The following is a 22,034-nucleotide window of genomic DNA, read 5'->3' on the forward strand; positions in this document are numbered from 1 at the left end:
CGGTAGTTCAACGGCGAACTACCGCGACCAGAGGACTGAATGCTGTGCTGGGGCAGGCGGATATCCGGTAAACGTCACCGGAATGGACGCAAAGCGGATATCAGTGCGGAGCCGGCGCCGCTAGCCTCCGAGGCGGGCCGGTTCTGGGCGTACCGGCCACCGGACGGGCGCCGGTCACACTGGGGGTGGCCGGCGCCCGCTCGTCCCATTCCTCCCCCGGCTTCCCGAATCCGCCGCTTCTCCCCGCTCGTATCGCGACGCGTAGTACTTTGTCCGGTGCGGTAAGCGACATCAAGCTTCGGGGAGGGAGCTCGGATGAATCGGCATGAACGGCTGACGGCCTTACTGGACATGGTGGGAGAGCGGGAAAAGGTCGACGTCGAAGTCTCGGCGGACGAACTGGGGGTATCCCCCGCGACGATCCGCCGGGATCTGGATCACCTGGCGGGCCGCAATCTCGTGGTCCGCACCCGCGGCGGCGCCGTCGCGAGCAACGTCGCCTACGACCTTCCGTTGCGGCACAAGGCCGCGCGCAACGCGCCCGAGCAGCAACGGATCTCGGCCGCCGCGGCGAGAATGGTCGACCCCGGCATGGTGGTGGGCCTCAACGGCGGCACCACGAGCACCGAGGTGGGCCGCGCGCTCGCCACGCGGCCGGATATGGGCGAGCCGAGCGGTGGCCCGCTGCTCACCGTGGTGACGAACGCGCTCAACATCGCCCACGAACTCGCCGTGCGGCCGAATATCAAGATCGTGGTGACCGGCGGGGTCGCCCGGCAGCAGTCGTTCGATCTGTCCGGGCCGCTGTCCCAGCTGTTCCTCGACCAGATCTCACTGGATCTCGTGTTCCTCGGCGTGGACGCCTTCGACCCGGTGCATGGCGCGCAGGCGCACCACGAGGGCGACGCGAGCACGAACCGGCTGATGGCGGCCCGCGCGCGGCAGGTCGTCGTACTCGCCGACGCCGCGAAACTCGGCGGTCACGCGTTCGCGAAGATCTGCGCGACCGCCGAGGTCGACGTCCTCGTCACCGACGGCCGCGCGGATCCCGAACGGGTGCACGCCTTCGAGGAGGAAGGCGTGCGGGTGGTCAAGGCTTGACCGGTCAGGCACTGAGCCGGTCGAGCGCCAGCAGGGCGGCGCCGAGCCTGCCGGCCTCGTCGCCGAGTTGCGCGATCCGCAGTTCCGGCATCCGCTGGAACTGCAGGTTCGCGGTCAGCCAGGCGCGGACCGGTTCGAGGACGTAGTCGCCCGCGGTGAACAGGCCACCGCCGAGTACGACGACCTCGGGCGCGAGCAACGTGACCAGGGTCTTGATGCCGTGGCCGAGGCCTTCGAGGGCGTCGTTGACCACCGAGATCGCGGCCTCGTCACCGTGCCGGGCGGCGTCGACGACCTGCTCGGCGCCGTCGGCCGGTCGCCCGGTGTGCTCGCTGTAGCGCCGGGCGATGGCCGACGCCGACGAGATGGCCTCCAGACATCCCGTCGCGCCGCAGCCGCACGGCAGCCGGTGGCCGACGTCGATATGCCCGACCTCGCCGCCGAGGCCGCCCGCGGCGTACAGCTTCCCGTCGAGCTGGAGCGCGGCCGCGATACCGGTGCCGACCGGGATGAAGGCGGCGTCGGCACAGCCCTTGCCCGCGCCGACGCGGAACTCGGCGAGCCCGCCCGCGCGGACGTCGTGCCCGAACGCGAACGGCAGTCCCAGCCTGCTGTCGAGCATCTCGCCGAACGGGACGTTCCGGAAGTCGAGGTTCGCCGAGAAGCGCGCCACCCGCCCGACCTCGTCGACGATGCCCGGGATGACCACGCCGACCGCGTCCGGCGTGCCGGTGCCCGCCTTCTTCCCCAGCGTTTCCACGATCCTCGCGACCTGGTCGGCGAGCGCCTCGCCGTCCGCCCCCCGCGCCGTCGGCTCGCGCAAACTGGCCAGATCCTTCAGGTCCGCGTCGTACAAGGCCGCCTTGATGGACGTGCCGCCGACATCGAGTGCCGCCACCGCAGGTGTCATACCCGCGATTGTCACATTGACCGGACGCTTTGCGGAGACCTACGCTCGACCGGCCAGACGTCGGCAACCGGAACGCGGTGAGATTCCGCGCGGTCGCGCCACTGTGACCTCGGACCTCAGGGTCAGGGGAAGCCAGACCCGGTGCCGTCGTGTCACCCCTGAAGAGGCCGCGCTAGCCCGAGGAGGTCCCACCGCCATGTCGTACCCAGCGGTATCCGCAGTTCCCGCCCCCATCCGGATCCCCGTCCGCGAGATCCTGCCCTGGGCGGTGCTCGTCATCCTCCTTTCGCTGATCACGCTGTACTTCATCAGCGCCGAGCAGGGTGCGGTGTCGGTGTTCGCGAACTCGTACGTCCACGAGTTCGTCCACGACGGCCGGCACCTGCTGGCCTTCCCCTGCCACTAGGCGGCAAGCGCCCCATGATGAGGACCTTGCTGGTCCGCGGCATGCTCGCGGGCCTGGTCGCTGGCGTCCTGGCGACCCTTTTCGCCTATTTCTTCGGTGAGCCTTCGGTCGAGACCGCCATCGGTCTCGAAGGCACCGCCGCGCATTCACACAGCGCCCCCGACGCACACAGCGAACCCGGTGCTCACGAGCACGCCGCGCCGGAGGCCGCTGAGGAAGAACTCGTCACCCGTGGGGTGCAGAGCACGGTGGGTCTGCTGACCGGCGTCGGGCTCTATGGCGTCGCCGTCGGCGGGCTGTTCTCGCTGGCGTTCGCCTTCGTCTACGGACGGCTCGGCACGCTGCGTCCGCGGGTGACCGCCGCCCTGCTCACCGGCGGCGCCTTCGTGGTCGTGTTCCTGGTGCCGTTCCTGAAATACCCCGGGAATCCACCTGCGGTCGGGCAGGCGGGCACGATCGGGAGCCGGACTTCCCTGTATTTCGGTTTCGTCGCGCTTTCCCTGCTGATCGGCATCCTCGCCGCGGCGTTCGGCCGGAAGCTGGCCGACAAGCTCGGCGCCTGGCGTGGCGGTCTGATCGCCGCGGGCGGGTACCTCGTGCTGATTTCGGTGGCGGCGGCGCTGTTGCCGTCGATCGACGAAGTCCCCACCGGATTCCCCGGTTCCACCCTGTGGTCCTTCCGGATCGCCTCTGTCGGCACGCAGGTGGTGCTGTGGGCCGCGCTCGGCCTGACCTTCGGCGCGCTGGTCGAGAAGGCGTTGGCGCGCAAGGAAGTGTCTAGCCCGCAGCCCGGCTGACCGATTCCCACGAGCGCCATTCTGCGACGCGGTCCTGGTGCAGGTCCACGATGACGTCGAAGTCCCCGTCGCCGAGCAGCAGGCGGCGGGGCGGCGCGTCACTGGCCACCAGTTCGAGGACGGCCTCGGCGACCTTCACCGGGTCGCCGGGGACACCGTCGGCGTACTTCGCCATCAGCGCCGCGCGTACCGGGTCGTAGGCCGGGTTCATCGGGGACATCTTCAGGCTGGCGCCCAGGAAATCGGTCGCGTAGATCCGCGGCTCGACCAGTGTGACGTGGACGCCGAAGCCTTCGGCCTCCTGCGCGAGCGCGTCACTGAGGCCTTCGAGGGCGAATTTGCTCGCGTTGTAGAGGCCCATGGTCGGCACGCCCATCAGGCCGCTCACGCTCGACATCTGCACGATCCGGCCAGCACCCTGTTTCCGCAGCACGGGGAGCACGGCCTGACTGACCCACAGCGCACCGAAGAAGTTCGTCTCCATGATGGCCCGCGCGTCGTCCTCGCCGACCTCTTCGACCGCGCCCATCAGGCCGTAGCCCGCGTTGTTGACGACGACATCGAGCCTTCCGAACACTTCGGCCGCCTTCTCGACGGTGGTGAAGACCGCGGCTCTGTCCGTGACGTCGAGGGGCAGGACGACCAGTCTGCCGTCGCTCGCTTCCCCGAGATCGTCGAGGACCTCGGGGCGACGGGCGGTGGCGACGATGTTGTCCCCCGCCTTCAGGGCGTGCTCGGCGACGAGCCGGCCGAGTCCGCGACCCGCTCCGGTGATGAACCAAGTGCGCATGTCCACTCCTTCTGATTCCGCGAGACGGTCCGTCTCGTCTCGTGGTGCTACGATACCGGCATGGCTGGAAACGTCAAGTCCCCGGACCCGACCCGGCGCAACGAACGCTCGCGGCAGGCGATCCTGACCGCGACCACCGAACTGCTCGGCGAGGTCGGCTATCCGAAGCTGGCGGTGGAGGCGATCGCGTCGCGGGCGGGGGTCGGGAAGCAGACGATCTACCGGTGGTGGCCGGACAAGGGCGCGCTGGTGCTGGACGCGTACTTGACGCTGGTCCAAGGGGAGGGTGAGCTGGACTTCCCGGACACCGGCGATCTGGAAGCGGATCTGCGCACGGCGCTCCGGTCCACTGTGGACCCCTTGGCGGACAGCGGCTTCGAGGCCTTCTACCGCGCGTTGCTGACCGCGATCCAGGGCGACGCGAAACTGTCCGCGGAACTCGACGAGCGGCTGATGCGGCCGTGGCTGGAGGCGACCAGGGCACGATTCCGGGCAGGCGCCGAGGCGGGACAGATCGACGGCGCCGACATCGACGACGCGGTGGACCTGTACTACGGAGCGGTCTACTACCGGTGGCTGCTGCGGACCGGACCGCTCACCGAGGGGTTCGTCGAGTCGGTGGTCCGGCTGGTGCTGCGCGCGCTGCGGTTCCGCTCAGGCGCCGGGCGGGACGAAGGGCAGGTCGACGTCGATGCCCGTTTCGATCAGACGCAGGAGCCGCGCGGTGCCGACGTGTTCCTCGACGGCGTCGGCGAGCCGGTCCAGCATGCTCTCCCGCAGCACCCCGAATCCCTGCGCTCCGGGGGTGGGTGACCAATCCGCCACCTCGCCCAGCCAGGCGCGACGGAAACCGTCGTTCTCGAAGGCGCCGTGCCACATCGTGCCCCAGACCGGCCCGCTCCGGTAGCCGTCCAAAAAGGACTCGGCGGGGCCGGTCGCCGACACCACGCCATGGTGGATTTCGTACGCCTCCACCGGCTGGCCGCGCCATTCACCTGTCGGGCGGGCCAGCACCTTGCCGGTGCCGAACGAGACCCGGGTCGGCAGGAGCCCGAGGCCGGGAACCGTGCCCGCGCCGGACTCGACGTCATCCTCGATCTCGGTGGCCAGCATCTGGTAGCCGCCGCAGATCCCGAGTACCGGGCGGTCCGTCTCGGCCCGTTTCCGGACCGCGTCGGCGAGGCCGCGGGCACGCAGCCACGCCAAATCGTCCACGGTGGCGCGGGAACCCGGCAGGATCACCACGTCGGCGGACAGGACCGTGTCCGGATCGGCCGTCAGCGTGACCGAGACCCCCGGCTCCGCGGCCAGGGCGTCCACGTCGGTCGCGTTGGAGGCACGCGGAAACCGCACGACCGCGACGCGCAGGGAGCCGCCGGTGGCGCCCCATCCCGCGGCGGCCAGGGCGTCCTCGGAGTCGATCCACACCTGGTCGAGCCAGGGCAGCACACCGAAGACCTCGCGGCCGGTGAGCTTCTCCAGCGTCTCCAGCCCCGGCCGGAGCAGGCCGACGTCGCCGCGGAACTTGTTGACCAGCCAGCCCGCGACCAGCGCCTGGTCTTCGGCCGAGAGGAGGGCGAGGGTCCCGAACATCGCGGCCATGACGCCGCCGCGGTCGATGTCGCCGACGACCACCACCGGCAGGCCGAACCGGCGTGCCAGTCCCATGTTGACGTAGTCGCCCTCGCGCAGGTTGATCTCGGCCGGGCTGCCCGCCCCTTCGCACAGCACGACGTCGAAGCGCCGTCTCAGGGAGGCGAAGGTGTCGAAGGCGATCTCGGCGAGCCCCGCCCGGCCTGTCGCGTACTCCCCGGCTTCCAGCGTGCCGAAGGGCTTCCCGAGCGCGATGACATGGCTGCGGCGGTCGCTCCCGGGTTTCAGCAGGACCGGGTTCATCGCGGCCTCGGGTTCGACGCGGGCCGCCCGCGCCTGCAGCCACTGCGCGCGACCGATCTCGGCGCCGTCCGCGCACACCATCGAGTTGTTCGACATGTTCTGCGACTTGAACGGAGCGACCCGCACCCCCTGGCGGGCAAGCCAGCGGCAGAGCGCGGCGGTGACCAGGCTCTTGCCCGCGTCCGACGTCGTCCCCGCGACGAGCAGGCCGCTCACCGCGTGACCGCCACCGCGACGGCCAGCGCGGCGAGACCGACGGCCCTCGAAAGCCGGACCGCGCGGCGCACGTCCACCGGTTCCGGCTCACGGCCGTCACCGAGGACACCGCGGCGTTCGGTGCGGCCACCGTAGCTGTTCGTCCCGCCGAGCCGGACCCCGAGCGCGCCGGCGAAGGCGGCCTCGACCTGGCCCGCGTTGGGGCTCGGATGGTGTTTCCCGTCGCGGCGCCAGGTCCGGAACGCGGGTCCGGCGAATCCGCCCGCCAGTGGCGCGGACGCCACGGTGAGCGCCGCGCCGACGCGCGACGGGACCAGGTTGGCCAGATCGTCGGCCCGTGCCGAGGCCCAGCCGAAGTTCGCGTACTTCGGCGAGCGGTAGCCGACCATCGCGTCCAGGGTGTTGAGCGCCCGGTAACCCAGCAGACCGGGGATACCGGCGACGGCTCCCCACAGCAACGGCGCGACGACGGCGTCCGAGGTGTTCTCGGCGATGGACTCGGTGGTCGCGCGCGCCAGTTGCTCGGTATCGAGCCCGGTGGCGTCCCGGGCGCAGAGATGCGAAAGCCGCTGCCTCGCGCCGGGCAGATCGCCGTCGTCGAGCAGCCTGGCCATGCGGGTGCCCTCGGCCGCGAGCCCCCGTCCGCCCAGGACCACCCAGGTGGACGCCGCCGTCAGCGCGAACCGCGCGAACGGGCGCTTCCGGGTCAGCAGCTGGGCCGCGACCCCCAATCCGGTGACCGTTCCCGCGCAGACGGCGGTGTACGCCGCGCCCCGCACCTTCGAATCGGCCCAAACCCGCTGTTCGAGGGCTTGCGCGGCGCGGCCGAAGCCGGCGACCGGATGCCCTCGTCGTGGATCTCCGAAGACGGCGTCGGCGACGTAACCGGTAACGAGTCCGGCTGCGGTGGCGGCTTGTCGGAGTGGCACGTGGCGAACGGTAGCGCGTGCACGAGAATGCGGGGTATGACCAAGCTGACGCATCGCCTCGCGAGGGTTCTGGAGACTCTCGCGCGGGCACTTCGCCGCTACTCGCGCGACGACGGCAAGGTGCTGATACTGGGCGGCGTCCGCTCCGGGAAATCGCACCACGCCGAGCGGCTCGCGTCCCGCCACCCGCACCTGACCTACATCGCGCCCGGACTGCCGCCGAGCGCCGAGGACCCCGAATGGGCCGCCCGCGTGGCCGCCCACCGCGCGCGGCGGCCGAGCACGTGGAAGACGATCGAGACCACCGACCTGGCCACGGTGCTGCGCACGGCGACGCATCCGCTGCTCATCGACTGTCTCGGCACCTGGATCAGCCGGGTGCTCGACGAGGTCGGCGCGTGGGAGCAGCGGAAAGGCTGGGAACGGCGGCTCGACGAACGACTGGAGGACTTCCTGGCGGCGTGGGCGCAGGCCGACGTGCCGGTGATCGCGGTCAGCAACGAGGTCGGCAGCGGTGTGGTGCCCGCGACGGTGTCCGGACGCGTGTTCCGTGATGTGCTGGGCGCGTTGAACAACCGGGTGTCCGCCGTCTCCGACCGGACCGTGCTGGTCGTGGCCGGGCGGATGCTCGATCTGCCTTAGGGAGCCGTCGCCATGCGTTTCGCCATCGCCACCCCGGACGCCGTCGCCGAAGCCGCCGCCCGCGCCAGGCTGGACGGCCTGGTCAAGCCGCTGGGTTCGCTCGGACGGCTCGAGGACCTGGCCGCGTGGCTCAGCGCCGCGCACGGCACCGTCCCACCGCGGCCGCTGGACGACGTCCGGGTGGTCGTGTTCGCCGGTGACCACGGGGTGTCCGGGATGTCGGCCTATCCGCGCGAGGTCACCGCGGCGATGGTCCGGGTCTTCCTGGCCGGGAAGAGCGGCGTCGGCGTGCTGGCCGAACTGGCCGGGGCGAAGGTGCGGGCGCTGGACATCGCGGTGGACTGGGACGGCGCGGACGTGCCCGCCGAGGTCACCGCGCACAAGGTGCGACGAGGTTCGGGTTCGATCGACGTCGAGGACGCGCTCGCCGAGGGCGAGGCGCGGACGGCGTTCGACCACGGTCTCGCGATCGCAGACGAGGAGATCGACGGCGGCGCGGATCTGCTCATCCCTGGCGACATGGGGATCGGCAACACGACGATCTGCGCGGCCGTGGTCGCTTCGGTGCTCGGCCTGGCGGCGGACGACGTCGTCGGTACGGGAACCGGCATCGACGAGGACGGGCGGGCGAGGAAGGTCGCCGTCGTCGAGGCGGCGCTTCAGCGGGCAGGCGGGGTGAAGGACCCCTTCGCGTTGCTGACCGCGCTCGGCAGCGCTTGTCTCGCCGCGACGGCGGGGTTTCTCGTGCAGGCGGCGGTCCGCGGCGTGCCGGTCCTGCTCGACGGCGTCTTCTCCGGTGCCGCCGCGCTCGTGGCGCGCGAGATCGCGCCGGGTGCGGAGCAGTGGTGGCTGGCCGGGCACCGTTCGACAGAGCCTTCGCAGGCGTATGCGTTGAAGGCCTTGGGCCTGGAGCCGATCCTCGACCTCGGGCTGCGCCTCGGTGAGGGCAGTGGCGCGGTGCAGGCGGTGCCGACGCTGAGGGCGGCGCGGGCGATCCTCGCGGACATGGGCCTGCTGGCGGATCTCGCTTGATCGTCGATGCGCTGAAGATGGCTTTCGGCACCTTGACCACGGTCCGGGTGCCCGCGCCGGGGGTGATCGACCGGCGGGTGGCCGGAGGCGCGATGGTGCTCGCCCCCGTGGCCGCGGTGCCGCTCGCGGCCGTCGCCGCGGTGATCGTCTACTCGGGTGAGCTGATCGGCCTGCCCTCTTTCGCGTCGGCGGCGCTGGCCTTGGGCGCGGTGGCGCTCGGGAGCCGCGGGCTGCATTTGGACGGACTCGCCGACACGGCCGACGGGCTCGGCGCGTCGTACGACCGCGCGCGGGCACTGGAGGTCATGCGGCGCGGGGATTCCGGGCCGACCGGGATCGCGACGCTGGTGCTGGTCCTGCTCGTGCAGACCGGCGCGCTGTCCGGGGCGATCGCGGCCGGGCACGGGATCGCGGCGGCCGCGCTCGCGGTCGTCACCGGACGCGGCGTGCTTTCCCTGTGCTGCGCGCGGGGTGTCCCCTCCGCGCGGCCCGAAGGCTTGGGCGCGACCGTGGCCGGTTCAGTGCCGGTGTGGGTGGCCGCGGTGGTGTTCGCCGTGCTCGCGGGTTCGGCGGCGCTGGTGCTTCCGTGGTGGCCGATTTCGTGGTGGCGAGGCCTGATCGCGGTGGGGATCGGGTATCTGGCCGCGTCGGTGTTGCTGGCACGCTGTGTTCGGCGGCTGGGTGGGGTCACCGGGGACGTGCTCGGGGGCTGCGTGGAGGTCTCTGTCGCGGGGGTTTTGCTGGCTCTGTCGTTCTGAAGAGCCGGTGGCGGTGGTCGTCGGTTGCGTGGGTCGTGAGTGGTAAGTGTCGTTCTAACGACACTTACCACTCACGACCAACTACGCGGGGTCAGGTGCCGGTGGGGGCCGCGGGTTCCCGGACCGCAGCCAGTTTCTCGTCGATTTCCGGGAGCCAGAAGCACAGTTCGAGGGTTTTCATCCCGGCCCAGAGCCCGAGTTTGCGGCCCTGCGCGATCAGGGTGATCGACGCGAACATGAGCAGGACCGCGATCCCGGCGGCGAGGAACGGATGCTTGCCCGCGAAGATCTCGACAATCGCCGCGATCGCCCCGAACAGCAGCGGGGGCGCGCAGTTGCGCACCATGAGGCCGGAGGCGCGCAGCCGCGTGACGTCGCCCGCGACCTCCTTGTCGTGCAGTTGCAGCGCGCCCAGCAGGAGATGCGGGTTCTCCCGGACGAAGGCGCGATCTCCGGCCGAGGGCATGCGGCGGAGGAACTCCTCGGCGGGGTTCCGCTGCCGCCGGCGCGGCACGATCCGCTCCATCGCGTCGCCGAGCGGATAGGCCAGATAGCCCAGCAGGAAGCTCAGCACCACGATCACGACGACCAGCACCACCGTGGGCACGCCGCCGATACTCGCCGCCGTCAGGATGTGCAGCTTCGTACCGAGGTAGCCGAAGAACGCGACGTACAGCGCGCCGGGGATGGTGTAGGCGAAGAGATCGAAGACGCCGATCACGAAGTTCACCGGCTCATCCAAGCACTTGACGGCTCGTGAGTGGTAATGACGGTTCTAACCGTCATTACCACTCACGACACCGCTCGCCACGCCGTCAGGAAGCGGTCCACGGTGGGGCGGTCCCGCACCGCGATCCGCAGGTACCGCGCGTCCAGGCCCGGGAAGGTGTCCCCGCGCCGGACGGCGAACCCGGCCTGCCGCAACCGGTCCCGGACGCCGTCCGCGCCGGGCAGCCGCACGAGTACGAACGGCCCCCGCGGCTCCCCCAGCACCTCGACGCCCAGTGCGGTCAGGCCGGAAACGAGGTACTCGCGGTCGGACTCGGCCGCCACCGCCAGCTTTTCCGCCTCTTCCAGCGCCGACGGGCGACAGCAGGCCACCACGGCGACGGCGGCGAGCGACGACACCGACCACGGCGGCTGTACCGCGCGCAGACTGTCCACAACGGACTCCTCGGCCAGTGCGTAACCGGCGCGGAGCCCGGCGATCCCCCACGTCTTGGTCAGGCTGCGGAGGACGGCGAAACCCGGTTGTCCCGCAACGCTTTCCGTCTCGCCGGGGACGGCGTCGAGGAAGGCCTCGTCGACGACGACCAAGCGGCCAGGGCGCCCCAAGGCGAGCAGATCCGCCGCCGGATGCAGGACCGAAGTCGGATTCGTGGGGTTCCCGACGAACACCAGATCCGCCTCTTCGGGAACCGGCCGCAACCGGAAACCGTCGTCCGGCGACAGCAGGACCCGGTGCACGGTATGGCCCGCCGCCCGCAAAGCGGCTTCGGGCTCGGTGAACTGCGGATGCACCACCACCGCACACGACGGCCGCAATGCCGTCGCCAGCAACGTGAACGCCTCGGCCGCGCCGGAAGTCACCAGCACCCGCGACTGCGGCAGGGAATGGCGGGAAGCCACGGCCTCGGTCGCCGCGGTGACGTCCGGATACGCGGCCAGATCGTCCAGTGCCGCCGCCAGTTCGGCCCGCAGCCAGGCGGGCGGTGCGGGGAGCCGGACGTTGACGGCGAGGTCGACCAGGCCGTCGCCGACCTCGCGGTCGCCGTGGTGCCAGAGGTCGTACTCAGCCATGGGCGTGCACCGCGGCGGCGAACCGTTCGGCGAGTTCGGGATAGCCTGCCCAGTGCACATGCAGGTACGACGCGTGCAGCGACGCCGACGCGAACCCGTCGGGCGTGCGGTCCCAGCCCCAGGCGGGCGTCGGCCCGCTGCCGGGTTCGACGATCGTGCGGTGGAATTCGTGCCCGGTGACGCGCTGGCCCGCGACGGCCAGCACGCTGTCCGCGGGTGAGAACGCCTTGCGGTAGCCGAGTTTCCCGCGTTTGGTCATGGTGGCCGAAGCGTCGAGGACGCCGGTCATCGGCAGCCCGTCGATGTCCTGGCACAGATACAGCAGCCCCGCGCATTCCGCCACGACGGGCATCCCGTCGCCGATGGCGCGCGCCACCGCCGTCCGCAGGCCGACGTTCGCCGACAGCTCTTCGGCGTGCACCTCCGGAAAGCCACCGCCGAAGTACAGTCCGGCGCAGCCTTCGGGAAGTTCCTTGTCCTGCAACGGATCCACATCGACGACGTCGACGCCGGCGGCGGCGAGCAGTTCCACCGCCTCGGTGTAGCGGAAGGTGAACGCCGGACCGGCCGCGGCGGCGACCACCGTGCGCGGGCCGTCATGGGAAAGCGGCGGCCGCCAAGGCTCCCCCGAAAGCCGGGAAGCCGAGCGCGCGACCTGCACGACGGCGCCGAGGTCGACGCCTTCGCTGATCCACCCGGCCAGTTCCGGCAGCAGCCGCTCCGATTCACCAGCCCGCTCCGCCGCGGGCACGAGACCGAGGTGACGGCTGGGCGCGTGGATCTCTTCGTTGCGGTACAAGGTGCCCAGCAGCGGAACCCCGGTCGCCTCCAGCGCGGTGACGATCTCGTCCGCGTGCCGCTGCGAGCCCAGCTTGTTGAGGATCACCCCGGCGAGCCGGACGCGGGTGTCGTACTGCGCGAACCCGAGCACGGTGGCCGCGACACTGCGCGACGCGGCCGAGGCGTCCACGACGAGCACGACCGGCGCGTCCAGCAACCGGGCGACATGCGCCGTCGAGGCGTAGCCCTCGGTGCCGAGCGCCCCGTCGAACAGGCCCATCACGCCTTCGATGACCGCGATGTCCGCCCCGGTGGAACCGTGCAGCAGCAACGGGATCAGCTGTTCCTCGCCCTGCAGGAACGGGTCGAGGTTCCGCGCGGGCCGCCCGGTCGCGAGGGCGTGGTAGCTCGGGTCGATGAAGTCGGGACCGACCTTGTGCCCGGACACCTTCAGTCCCCGCGCGCGCAACGCCGCCATCAGCCCCGCGGCGATCGTGGTCTTGCCGTGTCCGGATCCGGGCGCGGCGATGACCACGCGATTCACCATTCGATGCCTCGCTGGCCCTTTTGCCCGGCGTCCATCGGATGCTTGACCTTGGTCATCTCGGCGACCAGATCCGCCGCCTCGATCAGCTCGGGCGGCGCGTACCGGCCGGTGATCACCACATGCTGATGACCCGGGCGTTCCGTCAGCGCCGAGACGACGTCGTCCACTTCGAGCCAGCCCCATTTGAGCAGGTAGCTGAACTCGTCGAGGACGTAGAAGTCGTGGGTTTCGGCGGCGAGACGACGTTTGATCTCGGCCCAGCCCTCGCGGGCGTTGGCGGCGTGGTCCTCCTCGGACCCGGACTTGCGCGCCCAGCTCCAGCCTTCGCCCATCTTGTGCCATTCCACCGGCCCGCCTTGGCCGGTGTCGTCGTGCAGCTTGCCGAGCGCACGGAACGCTGCTTCCTCACCGACGCGCCATTTCGCCGATTTGACGAACTGGAACACGCCGATCGACCAGCCCTGGTTCCACGCGCGCAGCGCCATCCCGAACGCGGCCGTGGACTTCCCCTTCATCTCGCCGGTGTGCACGGCGAGCAGCGGGCGGTTGCGGCGCTGACGGGTGGTGAGCCCGTCGGCCGGCACGGTTTCCGGTTTGCCCTGTGGCATTACGCCGCCTTTCCGGAGATACGGCTGCGGACGGCGCCCGCGAGCGTGTCGGCGGCGACCTCGGCGACCGGAACATGTTCCGCCCCAAGGTGGTCCGCCAGTTCCGCGGCGAGCCCGAGGCGCATCTTGCCGCTCTCGCAGTCCATCACGATCGAAGTCACGTTGCCGGCCAGCAGCCCGGCCGCCTGCTGTGCCCGCTTGACGGCGTCGGCGCCACTGGTCGCACGGCCGTCGGTGACGACGACGAGCAGCGGGCGCCGCAGCGGATCGCGGACCGCTTCGATCCGCAGCACCCTCGCCGCTTCGAGGAGTCCTTCCGCCAGCGGGGTCCGGCCGCCGGTCGCGAGACCGTCCAAACGGGACGCCGCGGCGTCGACGCTGATCGTCGGCGGGAGCGCGAGTTCGGCCCCCGAGGCGCGGAAGGTCACCAGGCCTACCTTGTCCCGGCGCTGATAGGCGTCGAGCAGCAGCGACAGCACGGCGGTCTTGACCTCGCGCATCCGCTGCCGCGCGCCCATCGAACCGGACGCGTCGACGCAGAACAGCACCAGGTTGCCCTCGCGCCCTTCCCGCCGCGCGAACCGCAGATCCTGGGGCCGCACCACGAGTCCGGCGCCGCTCCGGCCGCGGGAGCGCTGATGTGGCGCCGCCGCGCGCACGGTCGCGAGCAGATGCGGATGCCCGTCCTTCACCCCGGCGGGCTGGACGCCGATGGTCCGGCCGTTGTCGGTGATCGCCCTGGACCGCCGTCCGGCGGCCCCCTCGCCGGTGCCCTTCACCTCGAAACGCCTGGCACGGAACGCTTCCCCGGCTCCGACCGGCTTCTGGTCCCCGCCGCTCTGGCCGCCGCCCGACGGTTCCTGGCCGCCCTCCGACGGCGGCGGACCCGAAGCCTCGCCGCCCTCCGGTGGGGTACCGGAACCGGGACCGTCATCGTCGGGGCCGGGACCTTCGGGTTCGGCGTCCTGCAACGCCTGTTCCAGCTGCTCTTCGGAGATTCCGGGCGCGTCGAAGGGATTGCGGCGACGGCGGTGCGGCAGCGCGAGCCGGGCCGCGACCCGGACGTCGTCGGTGGTCACCTCGGTGCGCCCGGCCCAGGCGGCGTGCGCGACGGCGGTGCGGGCGGTCACGATGTCCGCGCGCATCCCGTCGACCTCGAACGACGCGCAGACCTCGGCGATCTGCCGCAGCGCGTCGTCGGGCAGCTTGACCGACGGCAGAAGCCGTTGCGCCGCCTCGATGTCCGCGGCCAGTTCGGCGTCGGCCGCGGCGTACTGACCGGCGAAACCGTCAGGATCCGCCTCGTAGGCGAGCCGCCGCCGGACGACCTCGACCCGCAGTTCGGGATCCCGGCTGGACGCCACCTCGACGGTGAGGCCGAAGCGGTCCAGCAGCTGCGGCCGTAGTTCGCCTTCCTCGGGGTTCATCGTGCCGATGAGGACGAACCGGGCGGCGTGCGACACCGAGACGCCTTCGCGCTCGACGGTCGCGCGCCCCATGGCGGCGGCGTCGAGCAGCGTGTCGACCAGGTGATCGTGCAGGAGGTTGACCTCGTCGACGTACAGCAGCCCGCGATGCGCGGCGGCGAGCAGACCGGGCTGGAAGTCGGTGACGCCGTCGGCCAGGGCGCGTTCCAGGTTCAGCGAGCCGATCACGCGGTCTTCGGCCGCGCCGACCGGCAGCTCGACCAGCCGGGCGGGACGGCGGTGCGCGGGCGAGCCCTCGGCGTGCGGGCCGTCCGGGCAGGCCGGGTCGGGTTCGACGGGATCGCAGGAGAAGCGGCACGCGTCCACGACGTCGACCCCGGGCAGCAGACCGGCCAGCGCACGCACCATCGTCGACTTCGCCGTGCCCTTCTCCCCGCGCACCAGCACCCCGCCGACGGCGGGTGAGATGGAGGAAAGCACCAGCGCCAGGCGCAGATCCGGCATCCCCACAACGGCGGTGAACGGGTAGGGCTTCACAGCACTCCTGTCGTCGACGACCTCTGGCCGATCATCGCATAGGAAATCCGTCGTCTAGCGTGACCGAGGTGCGCGAAAAATCACCCCTGACCGTGGTCGGTATCGGGGCCGACGGCTGGCCCGGCCTGTCCTCGCAGGCCAGGGAAGCGGTGATGAACGCCGACGTGGTCGTAGGCGCTCCGCGTCAGCTCGCCTACCTGCCCGCCGGGGTGAAAAGCGAGCCCTGGCCCAGCCCGCTTCTTCCCAGCCTGGACGACTTCCTCGCCGGACGCGAAGGCCGTGTCTGCGTGCTGGCCAGCGGCGATCCCCTGCTGTCCGGCATCGGCACGACGCTCGTCCAGCGCGGCTACGACGTCGAGATCCTGCCTGCGCTCTCCTCGGTGACGCTCGCCCGCGCGAAGCTCGGCTGGGCGGCGGAGGAGACCGAGGTGGTCACCGTCGTCGGCCGCGCGATCGGCCGGGTGAGCCGCGCGCTCGCGCCAGGCCGGAAGATCCTCGTCCTCGGCGCGAACGCCGAAGACCTGCTCGACCTGCTGAAGGCCCGTGGTTACGGCAAGAGCCGCGTCACCGCGCTGTCCGATCTCGGCGGGCCCGACGAGCGGGTCGGCCCCGGCACGCTGACCGTGTTCGCCATCGAGGCCGACGGCCCCGCGCTGCCGCTGACCGGTCTGCCCGACGACGCCTTCGAGCACGACGGCCAGCTCACGAAACGCGATCTCCGCGCTTCCGCGCTGGCCAGGCTCGCGCCGTCGCCCGGCGAACTGCTGTGGGACGTCGGCGCGGGCGCGGGCAGCGTCGGGATCGAGTGGTCGCGGGCGCATCCGCTGAACCGCTCGATCGCGATCGAGCGGTCGCCGGAGCGGGGCGCGCGGATCACCCGGAACGCGCACACGCTCGGCGTCCCGGAACTCGAAGTGGTGCTCGGTACCGCACCGGAAGCACTCGAAGGACTGCCCGGGCCGCAAGCGATCTTCATCGGTGGCGGCCTGACCGTGCCCGGTGTCCTCGACGCCTGCCTGGCGACCGGCGCGCGGATCGTCGCGCACGGCGTCACGCTCGAATCCGAGCAGGCCCTCGCCCGCGCGTACACCGAACACGGTGGTGAGCTGATCCGGATCGGCGTCGAACAGGCGGCGCCGCTGGGCGGATTCACCGGCTGGACCCCGGCGCGTGCCGTGACACAGTGGACCTATCGGAGCAAACCTTGACAGTGCACTTCATCGGCGCGGGCCCCGGCGCCGCCGACCTCATCACCGTGCGGGGGCGTGACCTGCTCGGCCGCTGCGAAACCTGCCTGTATCCCGGCAGCATGACGCCGACAGCGCTTCTGGAGTACTGCCCCGGCGACGCGGTGCTCATCGACACCGCCAACCTCGCTCTGCCCGCGATCGTCGAGCGCATGGTCGAAGCGCATGAGAAGGGCCATGAGATCGCGCGGCTGTGCTCGGGTGATCCGTCGATCTACAGCGCGGTCGCCGAGCAGATGCGCCGTCTCGACGCCGCCGGCGTTCCCTACGACGTCACGCCCGGCGTGCCCGCGTTCGCCGCCGCGGCCGCGCTGCTCAACCGCGAACTGACCGTGCCCGAAGTCGGCCAGAGCCTGGTCATCACCCGGGCGCAGGCGCGCTCCACCGCCATGCCACCGGGTGAAACACTGGAGAACTTCGCGCGGACCGGCACCACGCTCGCGCTGCATCTGGCGATCAACCGCGTCGAGCAGGTGGTCGACGAATTGCTGCCCTTCTATCGGGCGGACTGCCCGGCGGCCGTGGTGGCGCTGGCGAGTCAGCCGGGCGAGCAGGTGCTGCGGGGCACCCTCGGCACCATCGCCGCGCAGTCCCGCGAAGCCGGCATCACCAGGGCGGCGATGATCTTCGTCGGCGAAGTCCTCGCGGCCGAGGGGTTTCCCGACAGCTTCCTGTACTCGGCCACCCGTGATCGCGCGAACCAACCGGAGTCGTTATGAAGGAACTGCGCTGGGGCCTGCTGGCCGCCGGGACCATCGCCGCCGAGTTCGCGGCGGGCGTCGACGAGAGCAAGCACGGCGTGTTGGAGGCCGTCGCCGCGCGGTCCGGTGATCGGGCGGCCGAGTTCGCGTCGCGCTTCGAAGTCCCGAAATGCTATGGCTCCTACGAGGATCTGCTCGCCGACCCGGACGTCGACGCGGTCTACATCTCGACGCCGCATCCCCTGCACGGCGCGTGGGCGATCCGCGCGGCCGAGGCGGGCAAGCACATCCTGTGCGAGAAACCGCTGACGGTCTCGGTCAGTGAAGCCGAGAAGGTCATCGAAGCGGCGCGCGCCAACGACGTCTTCCTCATGGAGGCGTTCATGTACCGGCTGCACCCGCAGATCCGGCGGCTGGCCGAGCTGATCTCCAGCGGCGCCATCGGCGAGGTCCGCGCCGTCGACGTCGCCTTCAGCTACAACTTCGCCACTCCCCGGCTCACCGATCCCGCGCTGGGCGGCGGCGGGATCTTCGACGTCGGCTGTTACTGCACTTCGCTCGCGCGGCTGGTCTCGCAGGCCGCGACCGGGCAGGACGTCGTCGAGCCCGAAGAGGTCCTCGGGATGGCGAGGCTCGACGAGAACGGCGTCGACGAGGTCGCGTTCGGCCTGCTGCGACTGCCCGGTGGCGTCCTCGCGCAGCTGGCGTGCGGCTTCCAGCTGACCCAGGACGACCACATCCGCGTCTACGGCTCGCAAGGACAGCTGTACGTGCCGAAACCGGCGTGGATCCACGAAATGCGCAAGCCGAAGACCTCGCAGATCATCCTCACGCCGGAGGGCGGCGAGCCCGAGGTGATCGAGGTGGAAGCGACTCAAGGCCTCTTTGCTCGCGAAGCCGACCACGTGGCCGCGCATCTCGCCGACCGGCAGGCACCCGAACTCACCTGGGCCGAAACGCTCGCCAACCTGCGCACGCTGGAACGGTGGCGCGCGGCCGTGGCTCGATGACGCTGCTCATCCTGGGCGGCACCGGTGAAGCCCGCGAGCTGGCGACGGAGCTGGTGGCGCGCGGCGAGCACGTCGTGTCGTCGCTCGCGGGCCGGGTCGCGCGCCCGAAACTGCCTGACGGCGAAGTCCGCGTCGGTGGCTTCGGCGGCCCGGAAGGTCTCGCGCGCTGGCTGACCGAGAACGACGTCACCGCGATGATCGACGCCACCCATCCCTTCGCCGAGCGCATCGGCGCCAACGCGGCAGAAGCCGCCCGCATGACGGGCACGCCGCTGCTCAGGCTCGCCAGACCCGGCTGGACCGAGGGACCCGGCGACAGCTGGCACTGGGCCGACGACCTCGCGCACGCCGCGCGCCTGCTCCCGGACCTCGGCGAACGCGTCTTCCTCACCAGCGGGCGGCAGGGGCTCGCCGCCTTCGCCGGGCTGGACGGCCTCTGGTTCCTGATCCGCTGCGTCGACCCGCCCGAGGTGCCGCTCCCCCGGCGGCACGAGGTCCTCCTGGACCGAGGGCCCTACACGGTGGAGAAGGAACGCGCGCTGATGGTGCGGCACGGCATCGAGGTGCTCGTCACCAAGGACAGCGGCGGCGCGATGACCGCGGCGAAACTCACCGCGGCCCGTGAACTCGGCGTCCCGGTGGTCGTCGTCCGACGACTCGAGGGTTACCGACGACCCGGGACGGCCAGCGTGACGACCGTTCGCGACGCCCTAACCTGGCTCGGTGTCACGACCAAGGGCAGCCCTGCGTAAGCCGTTCGGACCAGACCCGTTAGCGTTGCGCCGATGCGTCTGATCGCTGTCACGCTGGGGTTGCTGTCCGCCTTGTGCGCGTTGGCTTTCCCCTTCCTGCCGGTGGTGCAGGACACAGCGGAGGTCGTCTGGCCAACGGCCGGCGACACCCGCTCCGTCAACGCGCCCTTGACCGGGTACTGGGCACAGGACCTGCGCGTGGATCTGCCGTGCCAGACCATCCGTTCGCTGGACGCGCGCACGCAGGGCCCGGCACTGCTGTTCTCCACCGTGCCCGACGGCCGCACCGACCCGCGCGCGGGCAAGGGTGTCGGCCTGCAGCTGCGCATCGACAACGGCGTGCTGCTCGCCTCCAGCCAGGGCCAGCAGATCGTGCAGCAGCCGCTGCCGGAGAACACCTGCGACGTCAAGCTGACGGCGGACGCGAACCAGATGACGGTGACCGTCGCCAAGACCACGGTGTTCCACGCCGAGGGCGACGTCCGGCCGCGGCTGGTCGGGATCTACTCGTCGCTCAACGCCGGCAAGGATCCGATCGAAGGCCTGCACGTCTCGGTGGTCCCCGATACCCGCTACCAGACCTCACCCACGGTGCTGAAGTGGATCATCGGGGTGATCGCGGCGCTGTCGTTCATCGGCTGCCTGATCGCGGTGTGGCGGATGGACTCCGGCTTCGCGCGCCGCGCGCCCCGCTGGGCGCCGGTCGGCTGGTGGCGGCTGACCGCCCGCGACGCGACGGTGATCATCGCGCTCGGCGCCTGGGTCTTCATCGGCCCGGTCACCTCCGACGACGGCTACATCCTCACGATGTCGAGAGTCGCGGAAGAGACCGGCTACCTGACGAACTACCACCGCTGGTTCGGCGTCGCCGAGGCGCCGTTCGGCTGGTTCTACCACGTGTACCAGCTGATGGCGCACGTCAGCACGGTGCCGCCGTGGATCCGGCTCCCGTCGTTCCTGCTCGGCGTGCTGAGCTGGCTGCTGATCAGCCGCGAGGTCATGCCCCGCCTCGGCACCCAGGTCCGGACGAGCCGCGCCGCGGGCTGGGCCGCCGCCGCGGTGTTCCTGGTCTGGTGGATGCCGTTCAACAACGGTGTCCGGCCGGAACCGGTCGCCGCGCTGGGCTCGCTGCTGGCGATCTGCGCCGTCGAGCGCGCGCTGGTGACCCGCCGCCTGCTGCCGCTGGCCCTCGGCCTCACCGCGGCCGGGTTCACCCTGGCCGCGACGCCGACCGGGCTGATCGCCGTCGCCCCGTTCCTGGTCGCCGCCCGCCCGCTGTTCAAACTGGTCCGCCAGCGCGCCGAGAACGGCTGGTTGCCGGTACTCGCGCCGGTACTGGCGGCCGGCCTGCTGGTGCTGGTCGTGGTGTTCGCCGACCAGACCTTCGCCACCGTCCAGGAGGCGACCCGGATCCGCACGCAGGTCGGCCCGAACCTGTCGTGGTTCCAGGAACTCGCGCGCTACCAGTTGCTCTTCGAAAGCCTGCCGGACGGTTCGGTGCCGCGCCGGTTCCCCGTGCTGCTCGTGCTGCTGTGCACCGGGACCTGCCTGGTGGTGCTGCTGCGCCGCGGCCGGATCCCCGGCGCCGCGCTCGGCCCCAGCCGTCGCCTGATCGGCACGGTCGCGCTGTTCTTCCTGCTGCTCGCGCTGACCCCGACCAAGTGGACGCATCACTTCGGCGCCTTCGCCGCGGTCGGCGCGGCCATGGCGGCGCTGACCGCGCTGGCCACCAGTTCGACGGTGCTGCGGTCCCGGCGCAACCGGGCGGCGTTCCTGGCCGGGCTGCTCGTGGTGGGCGCGCTGGCCGCGACCGGGCCCAACTCCTACTGGTTCGTCTCGAAACTCGGCGTGCAGTGGACCGCGGTGGCGCCGTCGATCGGCGGGATCCCGCTGTCGACGCTCCTGCTGGGCGCGGCCGCGATCGCCGGGATCTACGCGTTCGTGGAGAACGTCCGCGCGCACCGGCCGGGCCTGCCCGCGGGCCCGCAGGAGGGGCGGAGCCGGTCGCTGCGGCTCGGCTCGCTCTCGCTGGTGGTCGTCTGCGGTCTGATGGCCACGGGCGAGTTCGTCAGCATGGCGTGGGCGATCCACAACCAAGCCGGTTCCTACAGCCTCGGCGCCGCGAACTTCGGTCACCTGTCCGGCAAGAGCTGCAACCTCTCCGACCACGTGATGGTGGAACGGGACGCCGCGACCAGCATCCTGCGGGCCCAGCCCGAACAGCGGACGGTGCCGGTGAAGAAGGAGGAGCCGCCCGCCGGGCAGACCCCGCCGCCGCTGCCCGATCCGGAACAGGACAACGGCCGCGTGCAGACCGGGTTCCACACCCGCGCGCTCGACGACAAGGACCCGCTGGCCGAACCGCCGCACGGGTTCAAACCCGACGAAGTGCCGATGTGGAGCAGCTTCCTCGACCCCGAGACCCGCGCCGGACGGCTGCGCAGCGACTGGTACGCCCTCGCCGAAAAGCCCGCGGACGGCCAGATCGTGGTCGCCACCGCGGGCGCGGCGCGGCGGCCGACGTCGGTCAGCCTCGACTACGGCGTGAACACCGGCGAAGGCGTGAAGGTCGTCCGCAGCCAGTTCGTGCTCCCGCCGGGGGCGGGGACGAACGGCTGGAACGACACCCGGATCAACCTGCGCGACCTCCCCGCCGAGACGACCTCCGTGCGGATCAACATCGTCGACAACGACCTCACCGAGGACGGCTGGATCGCCGCGTCCGCGCCCCGCGTGCCGACGTTCACCACGCTGACCGAGAAGATCGCGGGCAAGCAGGTGTACGTCGACTGGCCCGCGTCGTTCGTCTACCCGTGCGTGCAGCCGGTGACCTCACACGACGGCATCTCGAAGATGCCGGACTACCGGATCACCGCCGGCGCCGTGGCCGACGAGGCGAACTGGGCGTCCAGCACCAACGGCGGCCCGATCGGCTGGCTCGAAGAGGTCGCGGACGAACCCGAGGTGCCCAGCTACCTGATCGGCCAGCCGAGCCAGTCGTGGGGTCAGCTGCTGCAGGTCGAACCGTTCACCGAGGGGATCGCGCCGACGATCATCCACGGCGAGAAGGTCGTCCCCGGCTGGTGGTCGCCGGGTCCCGGGCCGCGGCAGCCGAACGGCAAGGACCCGACGCGCTAGCCCCTACCGT

Annotated in this window: 20 protein-coding genes and 1 pseudogene; 12 read left to right on the forward strand and 9 right to left on the reverse strand. The window is 71.3% G+C overall.

Annotated features, from left to right (window positions below; genetic code table 11):
• Nucleotides 1–315: 315 nt before the first annotated feature.
• A complete protein-coding gene (locus SD37_RS32690) occupies nucleotides 316–1,101 on the forward strand; it encodes a DeoR/GlpR family DNA-binding transcription regulator (protein ID WP_044856148.1) in 786 nt (261 codons plus the stop codon).
• Between the two features lie 4 nt (nucleotides 1,102–1,105).
• Here SD37_RS32690 and SD37_RS32695 read toward each other — a convergent pair whose 3' ends face one another.
• On the reverse strand, nucleotides 1,106–1,999 hold the full coding sequence (locus tag SD37_RS32695) for an ROK family protein (protein WP_083255150.1): 894 nt from the start codon (nucleotides 1,997–1,999) through the stop codon (nucleotides 1,106–1,108).
• 208 nt (nucleotides 2,000–2,207) lie between these two features.
• Here SD37_RS32695 and SD37_RS32700 point away from each other — a divergent pair, with 208 nt between their 5' ends.
• Both SD37_RS32700 and SD37_RS32705 read left to right on the forward strand, forming a co-directional pair.
• Nucleotides 2,208–2,417 carry a CbtB domain-containing protein gene (locus tag SD37_RS32700; RefSeq protein WP_037303377.1) on the forward strand — a complete coding sequence of 70 codons (210 nt, stop codon included), beginning with the start codon at nucleotides 2,208–2,210 and terminating at the stop codon, nucleotides 2,415–2,417.
• Nucleotides 2,418–2,431: 14 nt separating this feature from the next.
• A complete protein-coding gene (locus SD37_RS32705; protein ID WP_044856150.1) occupies nucleotides 2,432–3,214 on the forward strand; it encodes a CbtA family protein in 783 nt (260 codons plus the stop codon).
• Here the strand turns inward: SD37_RS32705 and SD37_RS32710 are convergent.
• A complete protein-coding gene (locus SD37_RS32710; protein WP_044856151.1) occupies nucleotides 3,195–4,004 on the reverse strand; it encodes an SDR family NAD(P)-dependent oxidoreductase in 810 nt (269 codons plus the stop codon). The two genes, SD37_RS32705 and SD37_RS32710, sit on opposite strands and share 20 nt — an antisense overlap.
• A gap of 60 nt (nucleotides 4,005–4,064) precedes the next feature.
• On the opposite strand from SD37_RS32710, the pseudogene SD37_RS42250 reads away from it, so the two are divergent.
• Nucleotides 4,065–4,625: pseudogene (locus tag SD37_RS42250) on the forward strand (TetR/AcrR family transcriptional regulator); the annotation flags it as partial.
• Nucleotides 4,626–4,658: 33 nt separating this feature from the next.
• On the opposite strand, the gene SD37_RS32715 reads toward SD37_RS42250, so the two are convergent.
• On the reverse strand, nucleotides 4,659–6,116 hold the full coding sequence (locus tag SD37_RS32715) for a cobyric acid synthase (RefSeq protein ID WP_044856152.1): 1,458 nt from the start codon (nucleotides 6,114–6,116) through the stop codon (nucleotides 4,659–4,661).
• A complete protein-coding gene (locus tag SD37_RS32720) occupies nucleotides 6,113–7,045 on the reverse strand; it encodes a cobalamin biosynthesis protein (protein ID WP_044856153.1) in 933 nt (310 codons plus the stop codon). Before SD37_RS32720 ends, SD37_RS32715 begins: the two co-directional genes overlap by 4 nt.
• Before the next feature lie 36 nt (nucleotides 7,046–7,081).
• Here SD37_RS32720 and SD37_RS32725 point away from each other — a divergent pair, with 36 nt between their 5' ends.
• The 3 genes from SD37_RS32725 to SD37_RS32735 are packed head-to-tail and all read left to right on the forward strand — an operon-like array spanning nucleotide 7,082 to nucleotide 9,477.
• On the forward strand, nucleotides 7,082–7,687 hold the full coding sequence (locus tag SD37_RS32725; protein WP_037303371.1) for a bifunctional adenosylcobinamide kinase/adenosylcobinamide-phosphate guanylyltransferase: 606 nt from the start codon (nucleotides 7,082–7,084) through the stop codon (nucleotides 7,685–7,687).
• Between the two features lie 12 nt (nucleotides 7,688–7,699).
• Nucleotides 7,700–8,719 carry a nicotinate-nucleotide--dimethylbenzimidazole phosphoribosyltransferase gene (gene cobT / locus SD37_RS32730; protein ID WP_044856154.1) on the forward strand — a complete coding sequence of 340 codons (1,020 nt, stop codon included), beginning with the start codon at nucleotides 7,700–7,702 and terminating at the stop codon, nucleotides 8,717–8,719.
• Complete coding sequence (locus SD37_RS32735; RefSeq protein ID WP_145926783.1) at nucleotides 8,716–9,477, forward strand: adenosylcobinamide-GDP ribazoletransferase; 762 nt, start codon at nucleotides 8,716–8,718, stop codon at nucleotides 9,475–9,477. The genes cobT and SD37_RS32735 overlap by 4 nt, the downstream gene beginning before the upstream one ends.
• Before the next feature lie 91 nt (nucleotides 9,478–9,568).
• Here the strand turns inward: SD37_RS32735 and SD37_RS32740 are convergent, their stop codons facing one another.
• The 5 genes from SD37_RS32740 to SD37_RS32760 all read right to left on the reverse strand — a co-directional run bounded on the left by SD37_RS32740 (nucleotide 9,569) and on the right by SD37_RS32760 (nucleotide 15,176).
• A complete protein-coding gene (locus SD37_RS32740; RefSeq protein ID WP_044856155.1) occupies nucleotides 9,569–10,207 on the reverse strand; it encodes a hypothetical protein in 639 nt (212 codons plus the stop codon).
• 62 nt (nucleotides 10,208–10,269) lie between these two features.
• Nucleotides 10,270–11,277 (reverse strand): Rv2231c family pyridoxal phosphate-dependent protein CobC, encoded by a 1,008-nt coding sequence (gene cobC / locus SD37_RS32745; protein WP_044856156.1) that lies wholly within the window; start codon nucleotides 11,275–11,277, stop codon nucleotides 10,270–10,272.
• Nucleotides 11,270–12,604: a cobyrinate a,c-diamide synthase gene (locus tag SD37_RS32750; RefSeq protein WP_044856157.1), complete on the reverse strand. Its 1,335-nt coding sequence runs from the start codon at nucleotides 12,602–12,604 to the stop codon at nucleotides 11,270–11,272. The genes cobC and SD37_RS32750 overlap by 8 nt, the downstream gene beginning before the upstream one ends.
• Nucleotides 12,598–13,212, reverse strand: coding sequence for a cob(I)yrinic acid a,c-diamide adenosyltransferase (gene cobO, locus SD37_RS32755; protein WP_037303363.1), 615 nt, complete (start codon nucleotides 13,210–13,212; stop codon nucleotides 12,598–12,600). The genes SD37_RS32750 and cobO overlap by 7 nt, the downstream gene beginning before the upstream one ends.
• Nucleotides 13,212–15,176, reverse strand: coding sequence for a putative cobaltochelatase (locus SD37_RS32760; protein ID WP_044856158.1), 1,965 nt, complete (start codon nucleotides 15,174–15,176; stop codon nucleotides 13,212–13,214). Before SD37_RS32760 ends, cobO begins: the two co-directional genes overlap by 1 nt.
• A gap of 59 nt (nucleotides 15,177–15,235) precedes the next feature.
• Between SD37_RS32760 and SD37_RS32765 the strand changes: the two genes are divergently transcribed.
• The 5 genes from SD37_RS32765 to SD37_RS32785 are packed head-to-tail and all read left to right on the forward strand — an operon-like array spanning nucleotide 15,236 to nucleotide 22,024.
• A complete protein-coding gene (locus SD37_RS32765; protein WP_044856159.1) occupies nucleotides 15,236–16,384 on the forward strand; it encodes a bifunctional cobalt-precorrin-7 (C(5))-methyltransferase/cobalt-precorrin-6B (C(15))-methyltransferase in 1,149 nt (382 codons plus the stop codon).
• The gene (gene cobM, locus SD37_RS32770) at nucleotides 16,381–17,142 is read left to right on the forward strand and encodes a precorrin-4 C(11)-methyltransferase (protein ID WP_044856160.1); all 762 of its coding nucleotides are present in this window, start codon (nucleotides 16,381–16,383) and stop codon (nucleotides 17,140–17,142) included. Before SD37_RS32765 ends, cobM begins: the two co-directional genes overlap by 4 nt.
• A complete protein-coding gene (locus SD37_RS32775; protein WP_044856161.1) occupies nucleotides 17,139–18,134 on the forward strand; it encodes a Gfo/Idh/MocA family protein in 996 nt (331 codons plus the stop codon). The genes cobM and SD37_RS32775 overlap by 4 nt, the downstream gene beginning before the upstream one ends.
• The gene (locus SD37_RS32780) at nucleotides 18,131–18,886 is read left to right on the forward strand and encodes a cobalt-precorrin-6A reductase (RefSeq protein WP_044856226.1); all 756 of its coding nucleotides are present in this window, start codon (nucleotides 18,131–18,133) and stop codon (nucleotides 18,884–18,886) included. Before SD37_RS32775 ends, SD37_RS32780 begins: the two co-directional genes overlap by 4 nt.
• Nucleotides 18,887–18,919: 33 nt before the next feature.
• A complete protein-coding gene (locus SD37_RS32785) occupies nucleotides 18,920–22,024 on the forward strand; it encodes an arabinosyltransferase domain-containing protein (protein ID WP_083255151.1) in 3,105 nt (1,034 codons plus the stop codon).
• The last annotated feature ends 10 nt before the right edge of the window (nucleotides 22,025–22,034 follow it).

This window comes from Amycolatopsis orientalis (assembly GCF_000943515.2).
Classification (GTDB): domain Bacteria; phylum Actinomycetota; class Actinomycetes; order Mycobacteriales; family Pseudonocardiaceae; genus Amycolatopsis; species Amycolatopsis orientalis.

What these genes read in the sequence shown, in the direction of transcription:
- SD37_RS32690 (WP_044856148.1), top strand. Translation starts at nt 316, where the DNA reads ATGAATCGGCATGAACGGCTGACGGCCTTACTGGACATGGTGGGAGAG.
- SD37_RS32700 (WP_037303377.1), top strand. Translation starts at nt 2,208, where the DNA reads ATGTCGTACCCAGCGGTATCCGCAGTTCCCGCCCCCATCCGGATCCCC.
- SD37_RS32705 (WP_044856150.1), top strand. Translation starts at nt 2,432, where the DNA reads ATGATGAGGACCTTGCTGGTCCGCGGCATGCTCGCGGGCCTGGTCGCT.
- SD37_RS32710 (WP_044856151.1), bottom strand. Translation starts at nt 4,004, where the DNA reads ATGCGCACTTGGTTCATCACCGGAGCGGGTCGCGGACTCGGCCGGCTC.
- SD37_RS32725 (WP_037303371.1), top strand. Translation starts at nt 7,082, where the DNA reads ATGACCAAGCTGACGCATCGCCTCGCGAGGGTTCTGGAGACTCTCGCG.
- cobT (WP_044856154.1), top strand. Translation starts at nt 7,700, where the DNA reads ATGCGTTTCGCCATCGCCACCCCGGACGCCGTCGCCGAAGCCGCCGCC.
- cobC (WP_044856156.1), bottom strand. Translation starts at nt 11,277, where the DNA reads ATGGCTGAGTACGACCTCTGGCACCACGGCGACCGCGAGGTCGGCGAC.
- SD37_RS32750 (WP_044856157.1), bottom strand. Translation starts at nt 12,604, where the DNA reads ATGGTGAATCGCGTGGTCATCGCCGCGCCCGGATCCGGACACGGCAAG.
- cobO (WP_037303363.1), bottom strand. Translation starts at nt 13,212, where the DNA reads ATGCCACAGGGCAAACCGGAAACCGTGCCGGCCGACGGGCTCACCACC.
- SD37_RS32775 (WP_044856161.1), top strand. Translation starts at nt 17,139, where the DNA reads ATGAAGGAACTGCGCTGGGGCCTGCTGGCCGCCGGGACCATCGCCGCC.
- SD37_RS32780 (WP_044856226.1), top strand. Translation starts at nt 18,131, where the DNA reads ATGACGCTGCTCATCCTGGGCGGCACCGGTGAAGCCCGCGAGCTGGCG.
- SD37_RS32785 (WP_083255151.1), top strand. Translation starts at nt 18,920, where the DNA reads ATGCGTCTGATCGCTGTCACGCTGGGGTTGCTGTCCGCCTTGTGCGCG.